General features: G+C 73.2%; 17 protein-coding genes. 11 read left to right on the forward strand and 6 right to left on the reverse strand.

Translation table 11 applies throughout. The features are described 5' to 3' along the window. The first annotated feature begins 268 nt into the window (after positions 1–268). The 3 genes from FMEAI12_RS04775 (at position 269) to FMEAI12_RS04785 (ending at position 3,162) form a co-directional block, all read left to right on the forward strand. On the forward strand, positions 269–868 hold the full coding sequence (locus FMEAI12_RS04775; protein WP_020458497.1) for a DUF4245 domain-containing protein: 600 nt from the start codon (positions 269–271) through the stop codon (positions 866–868). A gap of 512 nt (positions 869–1,380) precedes the next feature. After that, positions 1,381–2,400: a class II fructose-bisphosphatase gene (gene glpX / locus FMEAI12_RS04780; protein ID WP_235013705.1), complete on the forward strand. Its 1,020-nt coding sequence runs from the start codon at positions 1,381–1,383 to the stop codon at positions 2,398–2,400. 9 nt (positions 2,401–2,409) lie between these two features. Next, complete coding sequence (locus tag FMEAI12_RS04785) at positions 2,410–3,162, forward strand: sterol desaturase family protein (protein WP_112105105.1); 753 nt, start codon at positions 2,410–2,412, stop codon at positions 3,160–3,162. A gap of 75 nt (positions 3,163–3,237) precedes the next feature. Here FMEAI12_RS04785 and FMEAI12_RS04790 read toward each other — a convergent pair whose 3' ends face one another. The 4 genes from FMEAI12_RS04790 to FMEAI12_RS04805 form a co-directional block, all read right to left on the reverse strand. Continuing rightward, on the reverse strand, positions 3,238–4,488 hold the full coding sequence (locus FMEAI12_RS04790; protein WP_112105106.1) for a glycosyltransferase family 4 protein: 1,251 nt from the start codon (positions 4,486–4,488) through the stop codon (positions 3,238–3,240). Between the two features lie 36 nt (positions 4,489–4,524). Further along, positions 4,525–6,417 carry a hypothetical protein gene (locus FMEAI12_RS04795; protein WP_112105107.1) on the reverse strand — a complete coding sequence of 631 codons (1,893 nt, stop codon included), beginning with the start codon at positions 6,415–6,417 and terminating at the stop codon, positions 4,525–4,527. Then, positions 6,414–7,190 (reverse strand): polysaccharide deacetylase family protein, encoded by a 777-nt coding sequence (locus tag FMEAI12_RS04800; protein ID WP_235013706.1) that lies wholly within the window; start codon positions 7,188–7,190, stop codon positions 6,414–6,416. Before FMEAI12_RS04800 ends, FMEAI12_RS04795 begins: the two co-directional genes overlap by 4 nt. A gap of 1,343 nt (positions 7,191–8,533) precedes the next feature. Further along, positions 8,534–9,052 carry a DUF6542 domain-containing protein gene (locus FMEAI12_RS04805; RefSeq protein ID WP_071059293.1) on the reverse strand — a complete coding sequence of 173 codons (519 nt, stop codon included), beginning with the start codon at positions 9,050–9,052 and terminating at the stop codon, positions 8,534–8,536. A 525-nt stretch (positions 9,053–9,577) separates the two neighbouring features. Here FMEAI12_RS04805 and ychF point away from each other — a divergent pair. After that, positions 9,578–10,654 carry a redox-regulated ATPase YchF gene (ychF, locus tag FMEAI12_RS04810; protein ID WP_071059294.1) on the forward strand — a complete coding sequence of 359 codons (1,077 nt, stop codon included), beginning with the start codon at positions 9,578–9,580 and terminating at the stop codon, positions 10,652–10,654. 19 nt (positions 10,655–10,673) lie between these two features. On the opposite strand, the gene FMEAI12_RS04815 is transcribed toward ychF, so the two are convergent. Beyond that, entirely contained in the window at positions 10,674–11,855 is a 1,182-nt protein-coding gene (locus FMEAI12_RS04815) for a heparan-alpha-glucosaminide N-acetyltransferase domain-containing protein (RefSeq protein WP_071059296.1), read from the reverse strand. A gap of 137 nt (positions 11,856–11,992) precedes the next feature. Here FMEAI12_RS04815 and FMEAI12_RS04820 point away from each other — a divergent pair, with 137 nt between their 5' ends. From FMEAI12_RS04820 to FMEAI12_RS04835, 4 genes are read left to right on the forward strand one after another with little or no spacing between them, the layout of a single operon-like run. Beyond that, positions 11,993–12,937, forward strand: coding sequence for an ABC transporter ATP-binding protein (locus FMEAI12_RS04820; protein WP_112105109.1), 945 nt, complete (start codon positions 11,993–11,995; stop codon positions 12,935–12,937). Beyond that, the gene (locus FMEAI12_RS04825) at positions 12,930–14,252 is read left to right on the forward strand and encodes an ABC transporter permease (protein WP_112105110.1); all 1,323 of its coding nucleotides are present in this window, start codon (positions 12,930–12,932) and stop codon (positions 14,250–14,252) included. Before FMEAI12_RS04820 ends, FMEAI12_RS04825 begins: the two co-directional genes overlap by 8 nt. Further along, positions 14,249–15,565 carry an ABC transporter permease gene (locus FMEAI12_RS04830; protein WP_131625783.1) on the forward strand — a complete coding sequence of 439 codons (1,317 nt, stop codon included), beginning with the start codon at positions 14,249–14,251 and terminating at the stop codon, positions 15,563–15,565. Before FMEAI12_RS04825 ends, FMEAI12_RS04830 begins: the two co-directional genes overlap by 4 nt. Positions 15,566–15,608: 43 nt before the next feature. Continuing rightward, positions 15,609–15,953, forward strand: a complete 345-nt coding sequence (locus tag FMEAI12_RS04835) for a DUF952 domain-containing protein (RefSeq protein WP_071059302.1) — start codon at positions 15,609–15,611, stop codon at positions 15,951–15,953. 33 nt (positions 15,954–15,986) lie between these two features. On the opposite strand, the gene FMEAI12_RS04840 is transcribed toward FMEAI12_RS04835, so the two are convergent. Then, positions 15,987–16,286, reverse strand: coding sequence for a 4a-hydroxytetrahydrobiopterin dehydratase (locus FMEAI12_RS04840; protein WP_112105114.1), 300 nt, complete (start codon positions 16,284–16,286; stop codon positions 15,987–15,989). A 288-nt stretch (positions 16,287–16,574) separates the two neighbouring features. Here FMEAI12_RS04840 and FMEAI12_RS04845 point away from each other — a divergent pair, with 288 nt between their 5' ends. The 3 genes from FMEAI12_RS04845 to mshB all read left to right on the forward strand — a co-directional run bounded on the left by FMEAI12_RS04845 (position 16,575) and on the right by mshB (position 20,141). Continuing rightward, on the forward strand, positions 16,575–17,003 hold the full coding sequence (locus tag FMEAI12_RS04845; RefSeq protein WP_112105115.1) for a (deoxy)nucleoside triphosphate pyrophosphohydrolase: 429 nt from the start codon (positions 16,575–16,577) through the stop codon (positions 17,001–17,003). Between the two features lie 194 nt (positions 17,004–17,197). Beyond that, positions 17,198–19,039 (forward strand): translational GTPase TypA, encoded by a 1,842-nt coding sequence (typA, locus tag FMEAI12_RS04850; RefSeq protein WP_112105112.1) that lies wholly within the window; start codon positions 17,198–17,200, stop codon positions 19,037–19,039. Positions 19,040–19,223: 184 nt separating this feature from the next. After that, positions 19,224–20,141 (forward strand): N-acetyl-1-D-myo-inositol-2-amino-2-deoxy-alpha-D-glucopyranoside deacetylase, encoded by a 918-nt coding sequence (mshB, locus tag FMEAI12_RS04855; RefSeq protein WP_112105113.1) that lies wholly within the window; start codon positions 19,224–19,226, stop codon positions 20,139–20,141. Positions 20,142–20,270 lie beyond the last annotated feature (129 nt).

The following is a 20,270-nucleotide window of genomic DNA, read 5'->3' on the forward strand; positions in this document are numbered from 1 at the left end:
GGCCAGGTGTGCGGTGGGTGGCACACATTCGGTGGGGCCGGGCGGGACGCCAGGGCTTCGGGGGGCCGTAGGGTCGGGTTCCGCGGTTCCGCGGTTCCGCGGGTGTCCAGCGGGTGTTCGTCAGGTGATGGCCGCCGGATCCGAACGCCGTCGGGCCCGGACGTCCAGTGCGGACATGGAGTCACGGACGTCCCCTGTGGGCGTCCCATGCGGACGTCGAGTACGGACGTCGTCGGATCAGGGCGGCGTCGGATCGGAAGATGAGGGCGTGGCGCGTCAACGCGGTCAGGAAACAGTCCGGGACATGGTGCTCTCCCTCGCCGTGGTGCTGGCGGGAGTGGCGGTGTTCTACGTCTTCGTGATGCCGCACGGGGGTGAGGATCCCGAGGTGAAGGTCGTGGACACGGAGTCCACGCTGGTGCCGTACGCGCGCCAGGCGCCCTACCCGGCCTCGGCGCCCCAGGACCTGCCCGACTTCTTCAAGCCGACGTCGATCCGGATGAAGCTGCCCTCCGGTGGGACCAGCGACGGAGACACCACTCAGATCACGATCGGGTACGTCATCGACCGGCCGGGCGACCGGACCTACACCCGGTTCATCCAGAGCAACGCCCCGGACGCGGTCCAGGCGATTCTCGGTGACCGACCCACCACCGGGGCCGTGAGCGTCGCCGGTGAGGAGTGGGACGAGCGACGCGACAGCGACGGGCATCTGGCGATCACGCGCGTGGCCGACGGTGTGACGACGATTGTCGACGACGGTGGCGGCCCCGGGGCAGCCGACCGGGCCGACCTCGAGACGCTCGCCGCCGCCGTCCGGCCGCTCGACACCGGAGCGTCAGCCGCGGTCGCCAGCCCCGCCGCCTGATCAGCAGCAGGACCAGGGCGGCACCAGCAGGACGGCACCAGCAGGACCAGAAAGGGGATTGGCGGCGTTTGCGACGCCAGGCGAGCCGCTGCGGGCCCCGCCGATGTCGCGATCGCGAGCCGGCTCGGGGTGGGCTCCCGGCGCGGCCGTCCCGTGGGCGGGATGCACTGACCTGGAACGGCTCCGGGCGCTGGGACGGCTCGGGTACAGAAACGACTTCGGGTGGCCGTCACGCCCCCTCCGCGTGACGGCCACCCGTATCGACCTGTATGACGCGGTTCCTCCGGGGAAGGTTGCGCGCCCGTCCAAAGAATTTTCCGGGCTTCCGCCCGGTCGTCGGCGACGCGGCCTCCGCAGCCAGCCGCCGGCCTCATCACGGACCGGAAACAGGCTGGTCGCAGGGCTGGTCGTGGCGGTAGCGGCCCGGTCGCGGGCTGGTACTTCGGCGGCTACCGGCGGCGCGTGACGCCGTGTCGAACTACGCTCCTCCCGTGGCTGCCGAGACCCCTTCCGTGCCCGAGTCGTCCGTGCCCGAGTCCCTCGCCGTCCAGGGCCAGGCGCCTGACAGGAACCTCGCTCTCGAGCTGGTCCGGGTGACCGAGGCCGCGGCGCTCGCCGCCGCCCGCTGGGTCGGGCGTGGTGACAAGAACGGTGCTGACCAGGCGGCCGTGGACGCGATGCGCCGGCTCGTCGGGACGGTGTCGATGCGGGGCGTCGTCGTGATCGGCGAGGGGGAGAAGGACGAGGCCCCCATGCTGTTCAACGGCGAGGAGGTCGGCTCCGGCGAGGGCCCCGAGTGCGACGTCGCGGTCGACCCGGTGGACGGGACGACGCTGACGTCCAAGGGAATGAACAACGCGGTGTCGGTGATGGCGGTCAGCGAGCGTGGCTCGATGTACGACGCCAGCGCCTGTTTCTACATGGAGAAGCTGGTCACCGGGCCGGAAGCGGCGAGCGTCGTCGACATCGACGCCTCGGTGGAGGACAACGTCCGCGCGGTGGCGAAGGCCAAGGGCATTCTGCCGCGGGATGTCACGGTCGTGGTGCTGGACCGCCCTCGGCACGCCGAGCTGGTGGAGAACATCCGCAAGGCCGGGGCGCGCGTCAAGCTGATCTCCGATGGTGACGTCGCCGGCGCGGTCATGGCGGCCTCGGCGGACACCGGGGTGGACATGCTGCTCGGCATCGGCGGAACACCCGAGGGGATCATCGCCGCGTGCGCGGTGACCTGCATCGGCGGCGTCATCCAGGGCCGGCTCTGGCCGCGGGACGACGCCGAACGGGCGAGGGTCCTGGACGCCGGGCACGACCCGGGCCGGGTCCTGCACACCCGGGACCTGGTGAACAGCGAGGACATCTTCTTCGTCGCCACCGGCATCACGGACGGCGAACTGCTCGCCGGGGTGCGGTACCGGCCGGGCGGTGCCAACACGTCGTCGCTGGTCATGCGCTCGCGTTCGGGCACGATCCGGCGGGTCGACAGCCAGCACCAGCTGACCAAGCTCCAGGCCTACTCGACCGTCCCGTTCTGAGTCCGGCCGATGCCCACTCTCGTCCGAGGAGCCAGGACCCGGCGGCGGCTGACGGCTCCGATCGGACGGGCGGTGGCGCGGCTGGACCGGCCCGGCCCGCATGGCAGCGCGGCCGAGATCCGGACGCTTCCGCAGGCGCTGCGGCGGTTTGTCGCCCACCCGCGCCCGCCGGTGCTCCTCGGGTGTGTGGGCGCGGTCGGCGTGGTGCGGGCCGTGCGTGGTCCGCTGCGGCGCCGGGACGTCGTCACGGCCGCGGCCTGCCTCGCCGCGCAGCCGTTCGTCGAGTGGGCGGTGCACCGCGGCCTGCTGCACGCCCGGCCGGGCGGCCGGCTCGGGTCGGTCGGCTACCAGCTCGCCGGCTACGGGCACGAGCAGCATCACCGTGATCCGACGAACCTGGACACGATGTTCCTGCGGCCCCGGGAGGTGACGGCAGGCGGGGCGCTCGCCGTCGGCCTCGCGGCGCTGGGCCCGCCGGCTGTCGGCACCGCGGCGGTGTGCGCCGGGCTGGGCGCACTGGCCTACGACTGGACGCATTTCCTCGTGCACACGGCCGTCCGCCCGTCGAACCGGTTCTACCGGCGGGTCTGGCGCGGGCACCGGCTGCACCACTATCGCAACGAGCGGTACTGGCTGGGTGTGACGAGCCCGGTCGCGGACATGGTGCTGGGCACCTCGCCCGCCCGTGACGACGTGCCTGTCTCGCCGACGGCCCGCGGTGCCGCCCGGCGCGCCGCCCCCGGCCTGCCTACCGGCGCCTGACCGGCTCCTCGTGAGCCGGCGCCGTGACCGGGCCGCTCCGCGCCAGCCCGGCGGCGGCTTCGCGGAACCGCCCGGCTACGACCTGCGTCCAGCGGTGGTGTGATGCACCTCATAGTGTGCGGTGTCGTGGCCGGCTGACCGGTGCCTCCGCGCGCGAGCCTGCCCGGCGAGGCTGATCAGCAGGCCGCCCAGCGCGTCCGCCTGCGCGTCCAGCGTGTGGTGGGCGACGACGCTCGCCCGCGCGCGGGCGCCGAGCAGCTCGGCCAGCGTCTGGTCGTCGAGCACCCGGGCGAGCTTCGCGCTGAGGTCGGCCATGTCGTCCTGGCGGGCGATCAGGCCGGTCGCTCCGTCGGTCACGATCTCCGGGATGCCCGCGGTCGGGAACGCCACCACCGGCCGCCCGCACGCCTGCGCCTCCAGCACGTTCAGCGGCAGCCCCTCCAGACTCGACGCGAGGACCAGGACATCGGTGGCGCGCAGCAGGTCGCCGATGTCCGAGCGCGGCCCCAGGAACAGCACCCGGTCACCGAGCAGTTCGGCGCCGAGCCGGCGCAGCGACTCCCCGGACGCCGGGTCGAGGCTGGGCGCGCCCGCGACCGCCAGCCGCGTGGACTTCAGGTGGTCCGGCAGCGCGGCCACCGCACGGATCACCTTGTCGACGCCTTTGCGGGGGTCCAGGCGGGACATCGCTAGGACCAGCGGCGCTGCCGGGTCCGTCGACAGGCTGGCCCGCACGGCCGGGTCCGCCGGGCCGGGGCGCAGCGCGTCGGTGTCGACCCCGTTGCGGATCACCACCGCGCGTCGGGCGGCCCACCCCGGCAGCGACGCCGCGACCGCGCCGCTCACCGCCACGGACCGCGCGGCCCCCCGGACGGCCAGCCCGTGCAGCCGGCCGACCAGGTCCGGCTCGTTCTCCTCGTGCAGCAGCAGCAACGCGGGCCGCCGGCACAGCGCCGAGGCCCCGACGGCCTCCAGATGCGACCAGCGGCTGTTCGCCTGCAGGACGTCGACGCCGAACCGCCGGGCGAGCCGGGCTGTCCGGGCCGCCATGACCGCCGTCCGGCCGGATTCGCGCAGTACCAGCGCGGGGCTCGGGCGGCCGTCCGGGCGGCGCAACCTCCGGTCCGCCGGCACTGGCAGGACGGCGTGGTGCCGCCCGGACGCCCGCCAGGCCGCGCCCGTCGCGCTGTCCTCCGGGGCGGCGAGAATCTGCTCGATCCCGCGTCGCTCCAGCAGCGGGGCGAGCCTCAGCAGGAAGCGCTGGGCGCCCCACAGCCCCTCACCCTGCTCGACGATGAGGACCCGTGCGGCCGGCTGTTCCTCCACGCCACGGCAGGTTACGGAAAGTTGGCCATCGTGTCGCTACAGTGACCGAGATGGGTGACTGACTCCCGGCGCGAACCTGGCCATCCGGGCGCGTCTCCCGCCGCGGCCGGCCGCCTCGGGGCGGCGGTCGACGGCGGCCGGCGCGGTTCCGGCGGGCCGGGATTGCCCGGGGGCCTCGGCGGCTGGCCCGCCGGCGCGCTCGCGGCGCGCCGGCAGGCGGACCACAGGCGCCACGGCGACCACCCGGCCGAGCAGCAGCGCAAGCGCGGCCCCCTCGGCACCCCAGGCCGCCAGCATGATCGGGAGCGCGGCCACCAGAACGGCCAGCCCAGTCACCGTGGCCCCGCGCCGGATCACCGGCCGCGCGGCCGCCCGCACCCCGCTGGACGGCTGGGCGCCGGTCGGGCGGGCGCCGGTTGGCAGGGCGTCGATCGCGAGGGTGGCCAGGAGCAGGCGGAGCCCGGCTGTTCCCTGATCGGCGTACTCGTCGCCGAGCACGGCCAGCGGCAGCGGCGCGGCGACCAGCGCGACGGCCACGCACGGCAGCGTCGCGGCCCCACGGCCGCCGGCGAACCCGCCGACGGCCAGGATGGCGAGCACGGCCAGGGCGAAGGCGGCGCTCCCCGGGCCGACCTGGTGATCGAGGACGACCAGGGCCAGTCCGGCCGCCGCCGCCGACCAGAGCACCCGCGTCACAGGCTCCGGCGCGGCCGGCGCGGCCGGCGCGGCCGGCGCGGCCGGCGCGGCCGCGAGTGACGCGAGCGATCGCCGCGCCGCCTCATCCACCTGCGTCCTGCCGAACGGGGTCCTGCTGGGCGGAGCTGTGGGCAGTGCCGAGAACGGTGACCGCGGGGTCGGCGCCTGCGGCGACCTCGTCGGTGGTAGCGAGGGGCGCCGTGACCTGGGCGGTCGCTGGGGGCCCTGCGCCCACCGCTGCGCGCTGGGCCGGACCACTGATCCTCGCTCCGACGGTGACCCGACAGCGGGGAGCGAGTCGGGAGTGGGTGGCGAGCCGCGGGTCGGGAGCGATCCCGGAGCGGGTTGCGATCCGCGGGCTGGGAGCGATCCGAGGCCCGGGCGTGACCCGGGAGCCGGCGGCTCCCACTCCGGCGCGGGGACGGCTCGCGCCGTCGTCGTCGTCCGCCGGGGGGCGCCGAGCCGCCGGACGGGGCGCTGCCGCCCCGCCGGGGTGGCCACACGGGATGAGGCGAGGCCGGGGTCCGCGTCCGTCCGCCAGAGCAGCCATCCGCAGCGTGGACCGGCCGCCAGGGCGACCGGCGCCAGCCATGCGAGCAGGGCGACGTGCGCATGCCCCGCCCCGCCCCGCGCCGCGACGTCCGCGGCGAACACCAGCGCGCCCACCCGGACGGCGCCCAGCGCCACCCACGCCCCCGCGGCGACCAGCATCCCGGCCGCCGATGTGCGGCGGTTCGGTGAGTCCTGGGACGCGTTGAACCGCCACACATCGGGGCGTGCCGGCCAGAGGGCGACGCTGGCGGCCGCCAGCGGCAGGAGGATGAGGAAACCGGGGGTGGCGGCGAGGAAGGCCAGGCTTGGGATCAGCGATCCACCGGCCCAGGCCAGGGTGACCGCTCCGAGCGCGGCCAGGGCTCCGGCGCGCAGCCGGTGCCGCGCGCCGGGTCCGGGCGCGGCGGCGCGCGCGAGCGAGACGATGACCCGCAGACCCAGCACGACGGTGGCGTCCGCGGCGACGTCTACCGCCGGGACCCGGTGTGCCGCCCAGGCCCAGAAGGCGGCCGCGAGCAGCGCGGCCGTCACCGTGGTGACGGCCGCGGCTGCGGCGGTGGTCGTGCCGGTGGTCGTGCCGGTGGTCGTGCCGGTTGTGGCCGCGCCGGCGCTCGCGGGCCGGCCGCGTCCGCTCCGCCGTCCCGCGCCGCCTCGCGCGCCCGCCGACGAGGCCGTGGTCACAGCGGTGGGAGGGTGGGTTGGCCGGGCGCGGGGAGACGGGTCCCCTCGGCGATGTGCGGCGCGAACCGGGGGCGGTACGCGCCGGCCAGCCGCGCCGGCGCCCGGGCCGGGACCCGCGCCCCCAGCACCGACGGGACGAGCCTGATCCGCGGCCTGGCCGGGACCGTGCGCGGCAGCGTCCGGCCGATCCCGTCCAGCCAGGCGCGCACGCGGTGGTCGGCGAGACCGCCGTCCACGGTCAGCCTGGTAATGGCGAACGGGTCGTCACCCTGGTGGGACAGCGCCTGCCCGACGGCGCACGCGCCGCCGTATCCGGCCGCGATCACCAGCTGGCGCGCGGTCGGGTCCCAGCCTCCGCGGGGGTAGGCGAACGAGCGTGGCTCGTCGCCGGTGATCGCGGCCAGCCGCCGCCGGCTCAGCGTGATCTCCGCGGTGACGTCGGAGCGCTGCAGACCGTCGAGCCGGCGCCCGCTGTGCCCGGCCGCGCCGATCTCGACGCCCATCTCGTGCAGGCGGCGCACGTCCCCCTCACTGAGCATGCCGGGTGTCCCGAGCCGGGAGGTGGTGACGAAGACGGTGGCGGCGAGGCCTCGTTCGGCCAGCTCGCGGGCCGCGACGAAGGTCTCCGCGTGATCGCCGTCGAAGGTGATGACGATCGCGTCGGGTGGCGCGTCGGCCGAGCGCAGCGCCGCGCAGTAGTCCACGACGGTCATGAAGTGGCGACGGGATCTCTGGATCATGCGACGGTGGCGCGCGAAGACGGCGGGCGTCACCGTCGATCTCCGCGGCGCGTGGCCCGTGGGATCGGCGGCAACGTCGTAGCGCAGGATCGGGACCGGCCGCGGCTGGTTGGCCGCGCCGTTGCGACCGCGTGCCCGGCCGGCCGCCGCCGAACGAGCCGTGGCTCCGGCTCCTTCGTTGTTTTCCTTGCACGTCGCGGTGGTGGCGGATTTCGGGGAAGACACTTTTCGCCCCTCCAGCGGTCCCCGGGCCGCCCGCTTTGCTCGGGTCGGCTCATATCGCGGAATGTAACCGGTTGGCGTCCAGCGGAATCTAGCATGAGTGATTGCTGCCTGTAGTAGCGCCATTACGGCCAGGCGATGTGTATCAAGAGGTGAGCTGAAATCGAACGGTTAACGGCGCGTCATCGGTGAGTGGCCGCGCTTCCGTTCGGCACCTGCGGGCGACGGTGTTCCTGCGTCCTGCTGAAGAAATTTAGATCATCTGTATTCGAGAATTCCGAATACTGCGTTACATGCGGGTGCCCGGACGGCGACCTCGATGTCGCTGTCCCGCGTCGCGCCGGGTGCCGCCGTCCAGCGGTGCCGCCGGCATGGCGGGCGGTGGTCACGGCAACCGCTGACCGGGCGGCGACCGCCAGGGCGATCACTGCCGGAACAGCGGATGTCAGGACCCCGCCGTTAGGGCGGTCGTCACCACACCCGACACGGCAACCGACACATGACGGCCGCCATGGCCGTCACGGCCGTCAAGCGCCGGGATCGACCATGCCCCGTCGACGTCCTCCGGATGGACGTCGCTACGGCGGTGGCGCACCCGAACGACCGGTGCGGCGACGCACCCGGGTGAACCGTGGGCAGTCGCATTCGCCGCAGTCGCTGTCTGGTCGGTAATGTCGGTGCGAATCCCGCGTGTGGCCGCACCGGCACGCCCGCCACCAGGGGTGACGAGTGCGTCCCTGGTAATCCGGCGTGTTGGGCACGTCGTGACAGTACTGCACGGATCCGCCGGTCCGGATGTTGCGATGGTGACGTTCGGGTGCCCATCGGTGGGGATCACCGCGCTGACCTCAGCAAAGCCCAGGCGTGCTAACCCGTGAACAATGCGGGTGAACGACGTGAATGGCGCCTTGGTGTGTCGGCCGGGCCCGGCCGACCCCCGTGAAGCGGTGATCGGTGTGATCCGCACGGTGGCGGGCGGGCCCTGGGTGCGGCACATTGCGGTGGCGGCGGGCGGCTGCCCTGGACGCCGGCACCACGCGGCCGCATCGTTCGCCGGGGGATCGCGGCCCGCGGCAGTGGGCCACGGAAAGGGCACCGTCGGGGCGAGGGGCCGTCGGAGAGTGGCGGCGGAGCGCGCGCTACTGGGGCGGGCTCTACTGGGGCCGGCGCCTGCGGGCCGCGGCCGACTGGGCGAGCGAGCGCTGGCGCTCGCGCCGCGCGACCTGCGCCCGGCGCCCGCGCACGGCCGCGATCAGCGTCACGAGGACGACCGCCGTGAGCAGCGCGGGAGCGTGCAGGATCATCTCGGAGCCGATGTCGATCGCCCGGTTGCGCAGCCCGGCGCTTCCGTCGCCGGCCGCGGGGTTCAGGAAGCCGACCACTACCGTGATCACGGCATACGCCAGCGGCGGCATGATCACGACACCGATCAGGTCGTCGACATGGACCCGCACCGCGGCCAGCACGCAGGCGGCCACAAACAGGACACCGAAGACGTAACTGAGATTGTCGAAGAGGAGCGAGTCGACCGCGGCGCCGATTCCGCCGACCACCACGGCGACCAGTCCCGCGCCGAGCGCGGTCAGGCCCCGGCGCGTCCCCGTGACGACGGTGGGGGGCGGCGGTGATCCGGACCGCGTGCGCGGGCCGGGCGGGTACGAATCATCCGGCACTCGGGTACGCCCGGACCTTCCCGGCGGTCCGGCGGGCTGCCGGTGAGGCGGCGTACTCACCCAGGCAACGTACCGTCCCAACTTTGCGGCTGCGTCAGGGCGATAGGTCAGAGAAGTGAGCACGTCTTGGTAGCTGCACTTTCGGCATTCCGTTATGCACGATGAGCTACCGATCGGTATGACCCGCAGCCATCGGACGGATCGGGCGGGACCGGCCGTCCGGCCGTCCGCGGACGTCGGCCCGACGGCCCGGCGACCCGGAAGTCCAGCGGAGAGCGGGGATCGTGCCTCGTCCCGGCCGATCCCAGGCCGTTGCGACGGCCGCCGCGCGCCGTCCGTCCCGGCCGGGCGGCGCGCGGCGGCGAATACTCTGCCCACGAATGATCCGATGGTGGCGCCGCGGCCATGCGGGCGGCGCGACCGTGCCGCGGTGGCGCCGCTGTGGCGTCGCGGGAGCGGCGGTGGCATTGCGACCGGGACCTCCGCGATCGGGGCCGGGCGCGATCACCCGTAGACTGCTCGGTCATGGGTCTGTCGATAGGCATCGTCGGGCTGCCCAACGTCGGCAAGTCCACGCTTTTCAATGCCCTGACCCGTAACGAGGTCCTGGCGGCGAACTATCCGTTCGCGACGATCGAGCCCAACGTGGGCGTCGTCGGCGTGCCGGATCCGCGTCTCGCGAAGCTCGGCGAGATGTTCTCCAGCGCGCGGGTCGTCCCCGCGATGGTGAGCTTCGTCGACATCGCCGGCCTGGTCAGAGGTGCGTCGGAGGGTCAGGGCCTGGGCAACCGCTTCCTTGCGAACATCCGCGAATCGGACGCGGTCTGCCAGGTCGTCCGGGTCTTCTCGGATCCGGACGTGGTCCACGTCGAGGGCAACGTCGATCCGGCCTCCGACATCGAGACCATCAACACCGAACTCGTGCTCGCCGACCTCCAGACCATCGGCGCGCGGCTGCCGAAGCTGGAGAAGGAAGCTCGCCTCGACCGGTCGAAGCAGCCCCTGCTCGCCGCGATGAAGGCGGCGCACGAGGTGCTCGACGCCGGGCGGCCGCTGTCCAGCGACCCGTCGATCGACCGCGCGGAGCTGCGTGAGCTGTTCCTGCTCACCGCCAAGCCCTTCCTCTACGTCTTCAACGTCGACGAGGACGTCCTCGCCGACACCGGTCGGCACAAGGAGCTCGCGGACCTCGTGGCCCCGGCCGACGCGGTGATCCTCTGCGCGAAGGTCGAGGCGGAGCTGATCGAACTGCCCGAGGCGGACGCGGCCGAGCTGCTGGCCTCCCTCGGCCAGGACGAGAGCGGGCTGGCGCAGCTCGCCCGGATCGGCTTCCACACCCTCGGCCTGCAGACGTACCTGACCGCGGGTCCCAAGGAGTCCCGGGCCTGGACCATCAGGGCCGGAGCCACCGCGCCCGAGGCGGCCGGGGTGATCCACAGCGACTTCCAGCGGGGCTTCATCAAGGCCGAGATCGTCTCCTACGACGACCTGATGGCTGCGGGCTCCATGGCCGCGGCGCGCGCCGCCGGCCGCGTCCGCATGGAGGGCAAGGACTACGTGATGGCCGACGGCGACATCGTCGACTTCCGTTTCAACGTCTGAAGCCGGCGCCCCGCCTGGGTCAGGTTCCTCGTTCCAGCCTGACCGCGGGCCGCCGCGGGCTCTGGACGAGGCGGGCCGCCCGGGGGAGCACCGAGACGGCGGCCTCGGCCGGGCCGCGCCGGCCGGTCAGGCGCCAGAGCGTGGCGGCCGTGAGCGCGACGAGGACCTGGAGCGCATACGACCTGGTCGGGTCGGTGGGGAGCAGGTCGGAGGCCATCACCACCACGTGCAGCGAGTAAAAGGTGAGCGTCATCGCGCCGACCGCCGCGAGGGGCCGGGCAAGGGGGGCGCGGGCCACCAGCAACGCCAGGCCGAGCAGCGCCAGCGCGGTCCCGGTGGTGTGAGCCAGGTCGAACGGAGTCGTCGAGTGCGGCGTGTCGACGGCCAGCCACCAGGCGCTGTCGGTGGGGGTCGCGCCGTAGAGACCGGAGTCGATGAACCAGCCCTGCGGCAGGGAGCCCACGCCGGGAACCTCGGCCGGGTCCGCGAGCTCGGTGCGCCCGCCGAGCGGTTCCAGGAGCAGCCAGGAGGCGGCGCTCGCGGCGAGGGCCAGCGCCAGGCCACCGACCAGGAGCCGGGTCGCCACCTGGCGTGAGCGAAGGTCCGCATGGGCCACGGCCATCCCGGCGCAGAGATAACCCAGCCAGGCGAGTGCGGGGTAGACGCCGGTGACCGTCAGCTTCGCCAGGAGGTGTCCGGGCTCGCCCAGCGCGGCGAACGTCGGCGACGACAGGTCCGAACCCGGCAGGTCGTCGCGGACGAACTGGCTGACGACGGGCTCCGCGACGATCGCCAGGACGGCGACCGCCACCAGGACCGGGACGGATGCCCGTAGCAGCGGCAGAGCCAGGACGAACAGCAGCGCGTAGTACACCAGGATCACGGCGATGCCCGAGTCGGCATAGGCGAGGCCCAGGCCGAGCGCCCCGATGCCGAGCGCGCGCAGGAACACCGAGAGCCGGGCCTGGCCCGCGCTCTGCCGCCGGGTGGACAGGACCAGCGCCACGCCCGCCAGCACCGCGAACGCGGCGGCGGCCCGCCCGGCGGCCAGGGTGAACACGGGCGAGATCGCCGGGTTGTCCGACTCGGTGTCGGTGAAGGCGGGAAAGACGTGGGTCGCCACCATGCCGAGCAGCGCCACGCCGCGAGCGATGTCGACACCGACGATCCGTCCGGACCGGGGTGGATTCTCACCGTCCATGTCTCCAGCGTCGCAGGCGGCGGCTCGTCGGGGTTGGACGGTCGGCCCGGTCGCCGTCCGATTCGCCACTGGCGGCCCCGTTTCCGCCGGGTGCGGTTAGGGTTCGCGGAGTGACGGGCAGCGGGTCGCTACCGACGATGGACGCCGCGCCGGTGTTGCGCTGTGAGGGCCTCGTCCGGCGCTTCTGCGAGCGGACGGCGGTGGACGACGTCAGCTTCTCCATCGCCCCCGGTGAGACGTACGGCCTGCTCGGCCCCAACGGAGCGGGCAAGACGACGGCGATCTCGATCATCGCCGGGGTCCTCGCCGCCGACTCCGGGTCGGTCGTCGTCGCCGGCCATCCGATGCGGACCGACGCCGGCCGCGCCCGCGGCGCGATCGGTCTGGTCCCGCAGGAGCTGGCGCTCTACCCGGACCTGACCATTCGGGAGAACCTGCGGTTCTTCGGCCGGCTGCAGCGGATGCCCCGCCGGCACCTCGCGCGGCGCATCGACGAGGTCCTCGAGGTGGTCGGCCTCGCCGACCGGGCCCGGGACCGGGTCGACGTCTGCTCCGGCGGGATGAAGCGGCGGGTCAACATCGCCGTCGGACTCCTGCACGAACCGCGGCTGCTCATCCTCGACGAACCGACCGTGGGCGTGGATCCGCAGAGCCGGCATCAGATCCTCGCCAGCGTCGAGACGCTCGGCGGCGCCGGTCTCGCGGTGCTGTACACGACCCACTACATGGAGGAGGCCGAGCGGCTCTGCGACCGGCTGGGCATCATCGACGCCGGCCGGATCGTGGCCGAGGGCACCCGCCGCGAGCTGGTGGAACGCATCGGCGAACACGACCGGGTCGTCGTCACGGCGACCGGTCCGACGGCCGGGTTCGCGGCGGCGGCGGGCGAGCTTCCCGGCGTCCACGCGGCGCGGCCGGTCGACGGCGGTCTGGAGGTGCTCGCGGACTCCGCCTCGGCCCTGCTGGCGCCTCTGGTCACCACCGGTGAGCACCTCGGGGTGACCATCGCCGGCATCGAGGTCGTCGAGCCAGACCTGGAGGCCGTCTTCCTCCACCTGACCGGCCGGGCGCTGCGTGACTGAGCGGCGTCCGGAGCGTGCTCATCCGGTGCTCGTCATCGCCGGCGTCGACCTGCGGCGCCGCCTGCGGAACAGATCCGCGCTGATGATGGGCTTCGTCGGGCCGCTCGTGCTCGCGGGTGTCTTCGGCCTGCTGATCAGCGGGACGTCGTCGGTGACGTTCACGATCGGGGTGGTCGACCAGGACGGATCCGGCCTCACCCGCGATCTCGTCGCGGACCTGACCGCGCCGGCCCGTGGCGACGCCGGCCCGATGCGTTTCGCGACGCTGGCGGATACGGCGGCGGCGGAGCGCGGGGTGGACGACGGAGATGTCGACGCGGCCCTCGTCCTGCCGGCGGGGTTCGGGGCGGCGGTCGGTGGCGGAGCCATCCGCGCTGGCCAGGCCGCGGGCGACGGGGCGGCCGGCGCCACCGGCGATGACGGGGCGGCCGGCGGCGATGATGGGGCGGCCGGCGCCGGCGGGCCGGACGAGGAGGGTGCGGGGCGGGGCGGTCTCACGACCATCACCGTGCTGCGGGATCCGGCGTCGCCGGTCGCCGGCCAGGTCGCCGACTCCATCGCGATCGGCGTCTCGGCGTCGTTCAACCAGGTCGGGCTCACGCTCGCCGACGTGGCGCGCCGTACCGGGCGCCCGCCGAGTGCCGCGGAGGTCGCCGCCGCCCGCGACGCGGCCCCCGTCCTGACCCTGCGGGAGAGCGGCGTCTCCGGGACGGGCGTCGATCCCGTCGCGTTCTACGGCGCCGCCATGGGGATACTCTTCCTGTTCTTCACGGTCGGGTTCGTCGCGCGCTCGCTGGTGAACGACCGTGACGCGGGCATCCTCGACCGGATCCTCGCCGCGCCGGTCCGGCCCGGGGAACTCATCGCCGGACGCGCGCTGGCGGTCGCCGCGCTCGGGACGTCGGGTCTGGTGACCGTGTGGGCGGTCACCACGGTGGCCTTCGGCGCCCACTGGGGACCCACGGCGGGCGTGCTGCCGGTGCTGGTCGCGACGGCGCTGGCCATCGCCGGGGTGACGCTGGTGGTCGCCTCGCTCGGCCGGACCGAGCAGCAGGTCGGAGCCCTGACCTCGCTCGTGGCGTTCGCCCTCGCGCTCGCCGGCGGGAACTTCTTCGGCCCGGGGCCGAAACCCGCGGTGCTCGACCGGATCTCGCTTCTCACACCGAACGGCTGGTCGCTGCGCATCCTGTCGGACCTGGCGGCCGGGGTGGCGACCGTCGAGTCGGTGCTGACGGCGGTGGCGGTACTGCTCGTCGTCGCCGTGGTCACGGGAGGCATCGGCATGATCCGCGTGCGGCGGGTGATCTTCCGGTGACAGCGGAGACCGCCAGCCACCGGGCCGATCCCGGTCCCGATCCCGGCCGCAGCGCTGGTTCCGGGGGTACCGGCGGCCGCGGTCGCGGCCCGGGGCGTCCACGCGGGTTGCCCGGCGTCTGGCTGCGGCTCGTCGCGGCCTTCGCGTTCACCGCCGTCGTCTGGCGCTCGCTGTCCCGTGATCGGATGGCCCTGTTCTTCCTCCTGGTCCTTCCGATCGCCGTGATGGTGGTGACGGGTGCCGCGTTCGGCGGGGCCGGTTCCATCACCGTGGCGGTCGTGCGCGAGGGTGACGGCCCGGTCACCGCCGCGATCGAGGATCGCGTCTCCACCGCCGCGGGCCTGCGTGAACGGGCCGTCGACACCGTGCGTAACGCCCGTGACCAGCTCCGCCGCGGGGACGTGGGCGCCGTCCTCGTGCTGCCGGCCGGCCTCGACGCAGCCGTGTTCGCCGCCGCGGATCCCTCCCGCGTGTCCGCGGGTGATCCCGGGGAGGTCGAGGTCCTCACCGATCTCGGCAGCGACGTGGGGATGACGGCCCGCACAACCCTGACCGGCATCGTCCAGGGCACCGCGGCCACCTTCACGGCCACAGCCGTGTCCGCCCGGCTGACCGGTGCCCCGGTGGCCGAGATCGCCCGGGACCTGGCCCGGACGGCTCCGCCGGTGGCGGTCGCCTCCCGCGACGTCGGAGCCGGTGCCGGCGTCGAGCCGAACCGGTTCTCCGAGGTCGCGCCAAGAAACCTGATCCTTTTCGTCTTCATCAACAGTCTCGCGAGCGCCGCGTTCATCGTGAGTGTCCGCCGCTGCGGGGTCCTGCACCGGGCCGCCTCGACCCGGTCGGGGGTGCCGGCCCTGCTGGCCGGGCTCGCCCTCGGCTGGCTCGTGCTGGCTCTCGCCCAGTCGGCGCTGATCGTCGCGGTGGGGGCGCTCGCGTTCGGTGTCGACTGGGGTGATCCGCTCGCCGGCGGGCTGCTCCTGCTGGCCTTCGCCGGCGTGGGCTGTGGCGGGGGCCTGGTCGTGGGCGCGATCGGGCGCGACCCCGAGCGGACCTCGTCCATCACGCCGTTCGTCGGCATCGTGCTGGGCGCGATCGGGGGGTGCATGGTTCCCCTGGAATTCTTCCCACCGGCCATCGACGCGGTGGCGCATGTGACACCCCACTACTGGGCGGTGACCGGATGGGAAGATCTGATCATCGACGGTGGCGGACTCGCGGATGTCGGTGTCAATCTGGCGGTGCTTGCGGTGATGGCGGTCGCGCTGTCGGCGGCCGCGGCCGCGATCCTGCGCCATCAGCTCGCGCGGGGCTGACGAAACCGCGTCCGTACGGCGCGTGGGAGGGAAGGGCTCGGTAGTGATCTGTCATCTGGTGGGCCGGGACGCATGGGCGGTCGGTCCGGCGAACTACCACCCGCCGAGCCTCGACGCCGAGGGGTTCATCCACTTCTCGGCTCCCGAGCAGGTCCTGGAGACGGCGAGCCGCTACTACTCGGGGCGCTCCGACCTGCTGCTGCTCGTGGTCGACCCCGAGCGGCTCACCGCCCCGCTGCGCTGGGAGCCGGCCAGCGGCGAGGACGACCGCGGCGGGGCACTGTTCCCGCACCTCTACGGGATGATCGATCCGGAGGCCGTGCGGGCCGTCGTCCCGCTCCCGCCCACCGCGGAGGGCACCTTCGCGGTGATGCCGGGCCTGTGGTGACGGGTTCCGCCCCCGTCATGCTCCCAAGGCGACTCAGAAGGCGATGCCGGCGGACCTCAGGATGGCGGAGATCTTGCGCGCCAGCTCGACGTCCAGCTCGGTCACACCACCGGCGGAGTGGGTCCAGACCGTGAAGATCGTGCTCCCCGGGCCGCTTTCCACGACCGGGTGATGGTCCATCGCGTCGGCCTCGCGCATCACCTCGTCGACTATGGCCGTCGACTCGTCACCGTCGACAAGGATCTCGAGCCGGATCCGATCGGCGTCGCCGATCCAGCCGGGTAGTGCCTCCAACGCGGTGGATACGGCGCTGTTGTCCAGCCGTGTAGGCATCCGCGACTCCTTCACGTCCGTGAGCGGTGGTCCGGTCTGTGATCCGTGCCGGGCACGGGACCTGCCCGTCCTCGGCCCTTGCGCCGGATGCTGTCACCCGGAAGCGGAATCCGCCACCCTCCGCACACTCATCAGTTCCGTCGGCTACCACTCCGGGCCGTCGCACCGGACAGCGGGGTCGCCCGGCCCGGCCGTCCTCTGGTGGCGGAAAGGTGGCTGGTGGCGGAGGAGCAGGTGGCGAAAGGGTGGCAGGTGGCGGAAGAACGGGTGGCGGAAAGGCGGCTGGTGGTGGGATCGGTGGAGGAGGGGCGGCTCGTCGTGGCCGTCGCGCTGATCGACGGTGCTCGGCGGGTGCTCGCCGCGCGGCGGGTGTCGCCGCCGTCCCTCGCGGGGATGTGGGAGTTCCCGGGAGGGAAGGTCGAGCCCGGGGAGGACGAGCTCGCGGCGCTGCGCCGCGAGTGCCGCGAGGAACTCGACGTGGAGATTGAGGTCGGGCGCCTGTTCGGGGAGATCGCGCTGCCCCGCCCGGGCTGGCGGATGCGGTTGTGGCTCGGGCGCGTGGCCGCGGGCGTGCCAGTCGCCGCCGAGCACGACGACCTGCGTTGGCTGGGTGTGCGCGAGCTCGACGACGTCCCGTGGCTGCCGGCGGACGCGCCGCTGGTCGACGCCCTGCGGGCCGAGCTCGGGGAACCGGGGGAGGGCCTGCCGGCGTCGTGACGGTCCGCAGTGCGCGGCCCGCGGCCGCGAGTCCGTACCATGGAGTTGGACCGCGGCGGAGCAGACGTCGTTCTCCCGGGCGGGTACCGCCCTCCGGGGGGTGCTGCCGAAGATCGCGGTCCCTCATCCGACGAACCGTTTCGGGGTCCTAGGGTAGTGCCCTGAAGCCCCATGTTGCCCCGGAGCTCATCACCGTGCCCGTACGCGCCGATCTTCGTAATGTCGCGATCATTGCCCATGTCGACCATGGCAAAACGACTCTTGTTGACGCGATGCTCCGGCAGTCCGGCGCGTTCGGTGAGCGTGGTGAGGCCACCGACCGGGTGATGGACTCGATGGACCTCGAGCGCGAGAAGGGGATCACCATTCTCGCGAAGAACACCGCCGTACGTTTCGGTGACGTCACCATTAACATCATCGATACTCCCGGCCACGCCGATTTCGGCGGCGAGGTGGAACGTGGTCTCGCGATGGTCGACGGCGTGCTGCTGCTCGTGGACGCCAGCGAGGGCCCGCTGCCGCAGACCCGGTTCGTGCTGCGCAAGGCGCTCGCCGCCCGGCTGCCCGTCGTCCTCGTCATCAACAAGGTCGACCGGTCGGACGCCCGCATCAGCGAGGTCGTGGACGAGGCCTACGAGCTCTTCCTCGACCTCGACGCGGACGAGGACCAGATCGACTTCCCGATCGTCTACTGCAACGCCAAGGCGGGGCGGGCGTCCACGACCCGCCCGGAGAACGGCACGAGCCCTGACTCGCCTGACCTCAAGCCGCTGTTCGACCTGCTGCTGGAGGCCATCCCGGCGCCGTCCCACACCGAGGGCGCGCCGCTGCAGGCGCTGGTGACGAACCTGGATGCCTCGCCGTACCTCGGCCGGCTCGCGCTGTGCCGGGTGCACAACGGGACGATCACCCGGGGGCAGACCGTCGTGCTGTGCCGGGTGGACGGCAGCCAGCAGCGGGTGAAGATCACCGAGATGCTGATGACCGAGGCCCTGGAGCGGGTCCCGGCCGAGCAGGCCGGCCCCGGCGACATCATCGCCGTCGCGGGTATCCCCGACATCATGATCGGCGAGACCCTGGCCGACGCCGAGGACCCGCACGCACTCCCGGTGATCACGGTGGACGAGCCGTCGATCAGCATGACGATCGGCGTGAACACCTCGCCGCTGGCCGGCAGGTCCGGCAAGAAGCTGACCGCGCGCCTGCTGAAGAACCGGCTGGACGCCGAGCTCGTCGGCAACGTCTCCATCCGGGTGCTGCCGACCGAGCGGCCGGACACCTGGGAGGTCCAGGGTCGTGGCGAGCTGGCGCTGGCCATCCTGGTCGAGCTGATGCGCCGCGAGGAGTTCGAGCTGACGGTCGGCAAGCCCCAGGTGGTGACCAGGGAGATCGACGGGAAGGTGCACGAGCCCGTCGAGCGGCTGACCATCGACGCCCCGGAGGACTACCTCGGGGTGCTCACCCAGTTGCTGGCGCTGCGCAAGGGCCGCCTGGAGCAGATGGTGAACCATGGGACCGGCTGGATCCGGCTGGAGTACCTCGTCCCGGCCCGCGGGCTGATCGGGTTCCGGACGGAGTTCCTCACCGAGACTCGCGGCACCGGGCTGCTGCACCACGTCTTCGACCGGTACGAGCCCTGGTTCGGCGAGCTGCGCACCCGTGCGACCGGCTCGATGGTCGCGGACCGGTCGGGCGTCGCGACCGCCTACGCCCTGTTCAACCTGCAGGACCGCGGGACGATGTTCGTCGCGCCGACGACCGAGCTCTACGAGGGAATGATCGTCGGTGAGAACTCCCGGGCGGACGACATGGACGTCAACCCGACCAAGGAGAAGAAGCTCACCAACATGCGGTCCTCGACCGGCGACGAGCTGGTGCGGCTCACCCCGCACCGTCAGCTCTCGCTGGAGCAGGCGCTGGAGTTCTGCCGCGAGGACGAGTGCGTCGAGGTGACCCCGGCGACGGTGCGCCTGCGCAAGGTGGCGCTCGCCGCCTCGGAGCGGGAGAAGCTGCGCTCGCGTCGCCGCACCGGCTGACACCGACCCGCCCGGGAAGCCCGGGAAGCCCGGGAAGCCCGGGAAGTTCAGGAAGTTCAGGAAGTCCGGGAAGCGGGCCTGCTCTCAGGGAGTCGGCCCGCTTTCCGTGGTGGGCCCGCTTTCCGCGGTGGGCTCGGTGCGCGGGGGCCGGAGGCGCTGGTCCGGGGCCGCATAGGGTCGCGGGGTGACGCAATCCGCCGAAACGGTGCTGCCGCCGCGCCGCGTGCTTTTCGTGCATGCCCACCCGGATGACGAGGTCATCTCGACCGGCGTGACCATGGCCTCCTACGCGGCTCGGCCCGACACGCACGTGACTCTCGTCACCTGCACGCTCGGTGAGGTCGGTGAGGTTCTGGTTCCCGAGCTGATCAACCTCAGGTCGGATCTCGGTGACCAGCTCGGCGGGTACCGGATCGGTGAGCTCGACCGGTCCTGCGCCGAGCTCGGCGTCACCGACCACCGTTTCCTCGGCGGCGCCGGCCGGTGGCGGGACAGCGGCATGATCGACACTCCGGCCAACGACGACCCGCGCTGCCTGTGGCGCGCGGACCTCGACGAGGCGTCGGCGGCCCTGGTTCAGGTGGTGCGGGAGGTCCGTCCACAGGTTCTCGTCACCTACGACGAGAACGGCGCCTACGGCCACCCGGATCACATTCGGGCACATGACGTGTCCGTCCGGGCCTTCGCCGATGCCGCGAACCCCGACTTCGCGCCGGAAGCCGGCCCGCCGTGGCAGATCTCCAAGTTCTACGAGACGGCCACGCCCAAGTCGTTCGTCCAGGCTGGTATCGAGTATTTCCGGGAGTCCGGGGGCGAGAGCCCGTTCGGCTCCGCCGAGTCCGCGGACGACATTCCGCTGGCGGTTCCCGACGAGATGATCACCACCGAGATCCAGACCGACGAGTACCTGCCCGCGAAGGTGGCGGCGATGCGGGCACACCGCACCCAGATGGCGGTGGACGGCTTCTTCTTCGCGCTCGCCGACGGCATCGGCAAGCGGGCCTGGGCCGCCGAGCACTTCGTGCTGACCCGGGGTGAGCGCGGCCCGGGAACGGAACCCGGCGCCCGCGAAACCGACCTCTTCGCCGGCCTCCCCCTCTAGCTCTGGCCGCCCTGGCGCTTCGGGCCAGGGCGGCTCCGGCGCGCCGCTCGGGTTGACCGGGGCGGCTCGGCGACACCCAGGACTCACCCGGCCGCCACATCGCCGGCCGGCGCCGGCGCCGGCGGGGTG

This window comes from Parafrankia sp. Ea1.12 (assembly GCF_900465275.1).
Taxonomy (GTDB): Bacteria; Actinomycetota; Actinomycetes; order Frankiales; family Frankiaceae; genus Parafrankia; species Parafrankia soli.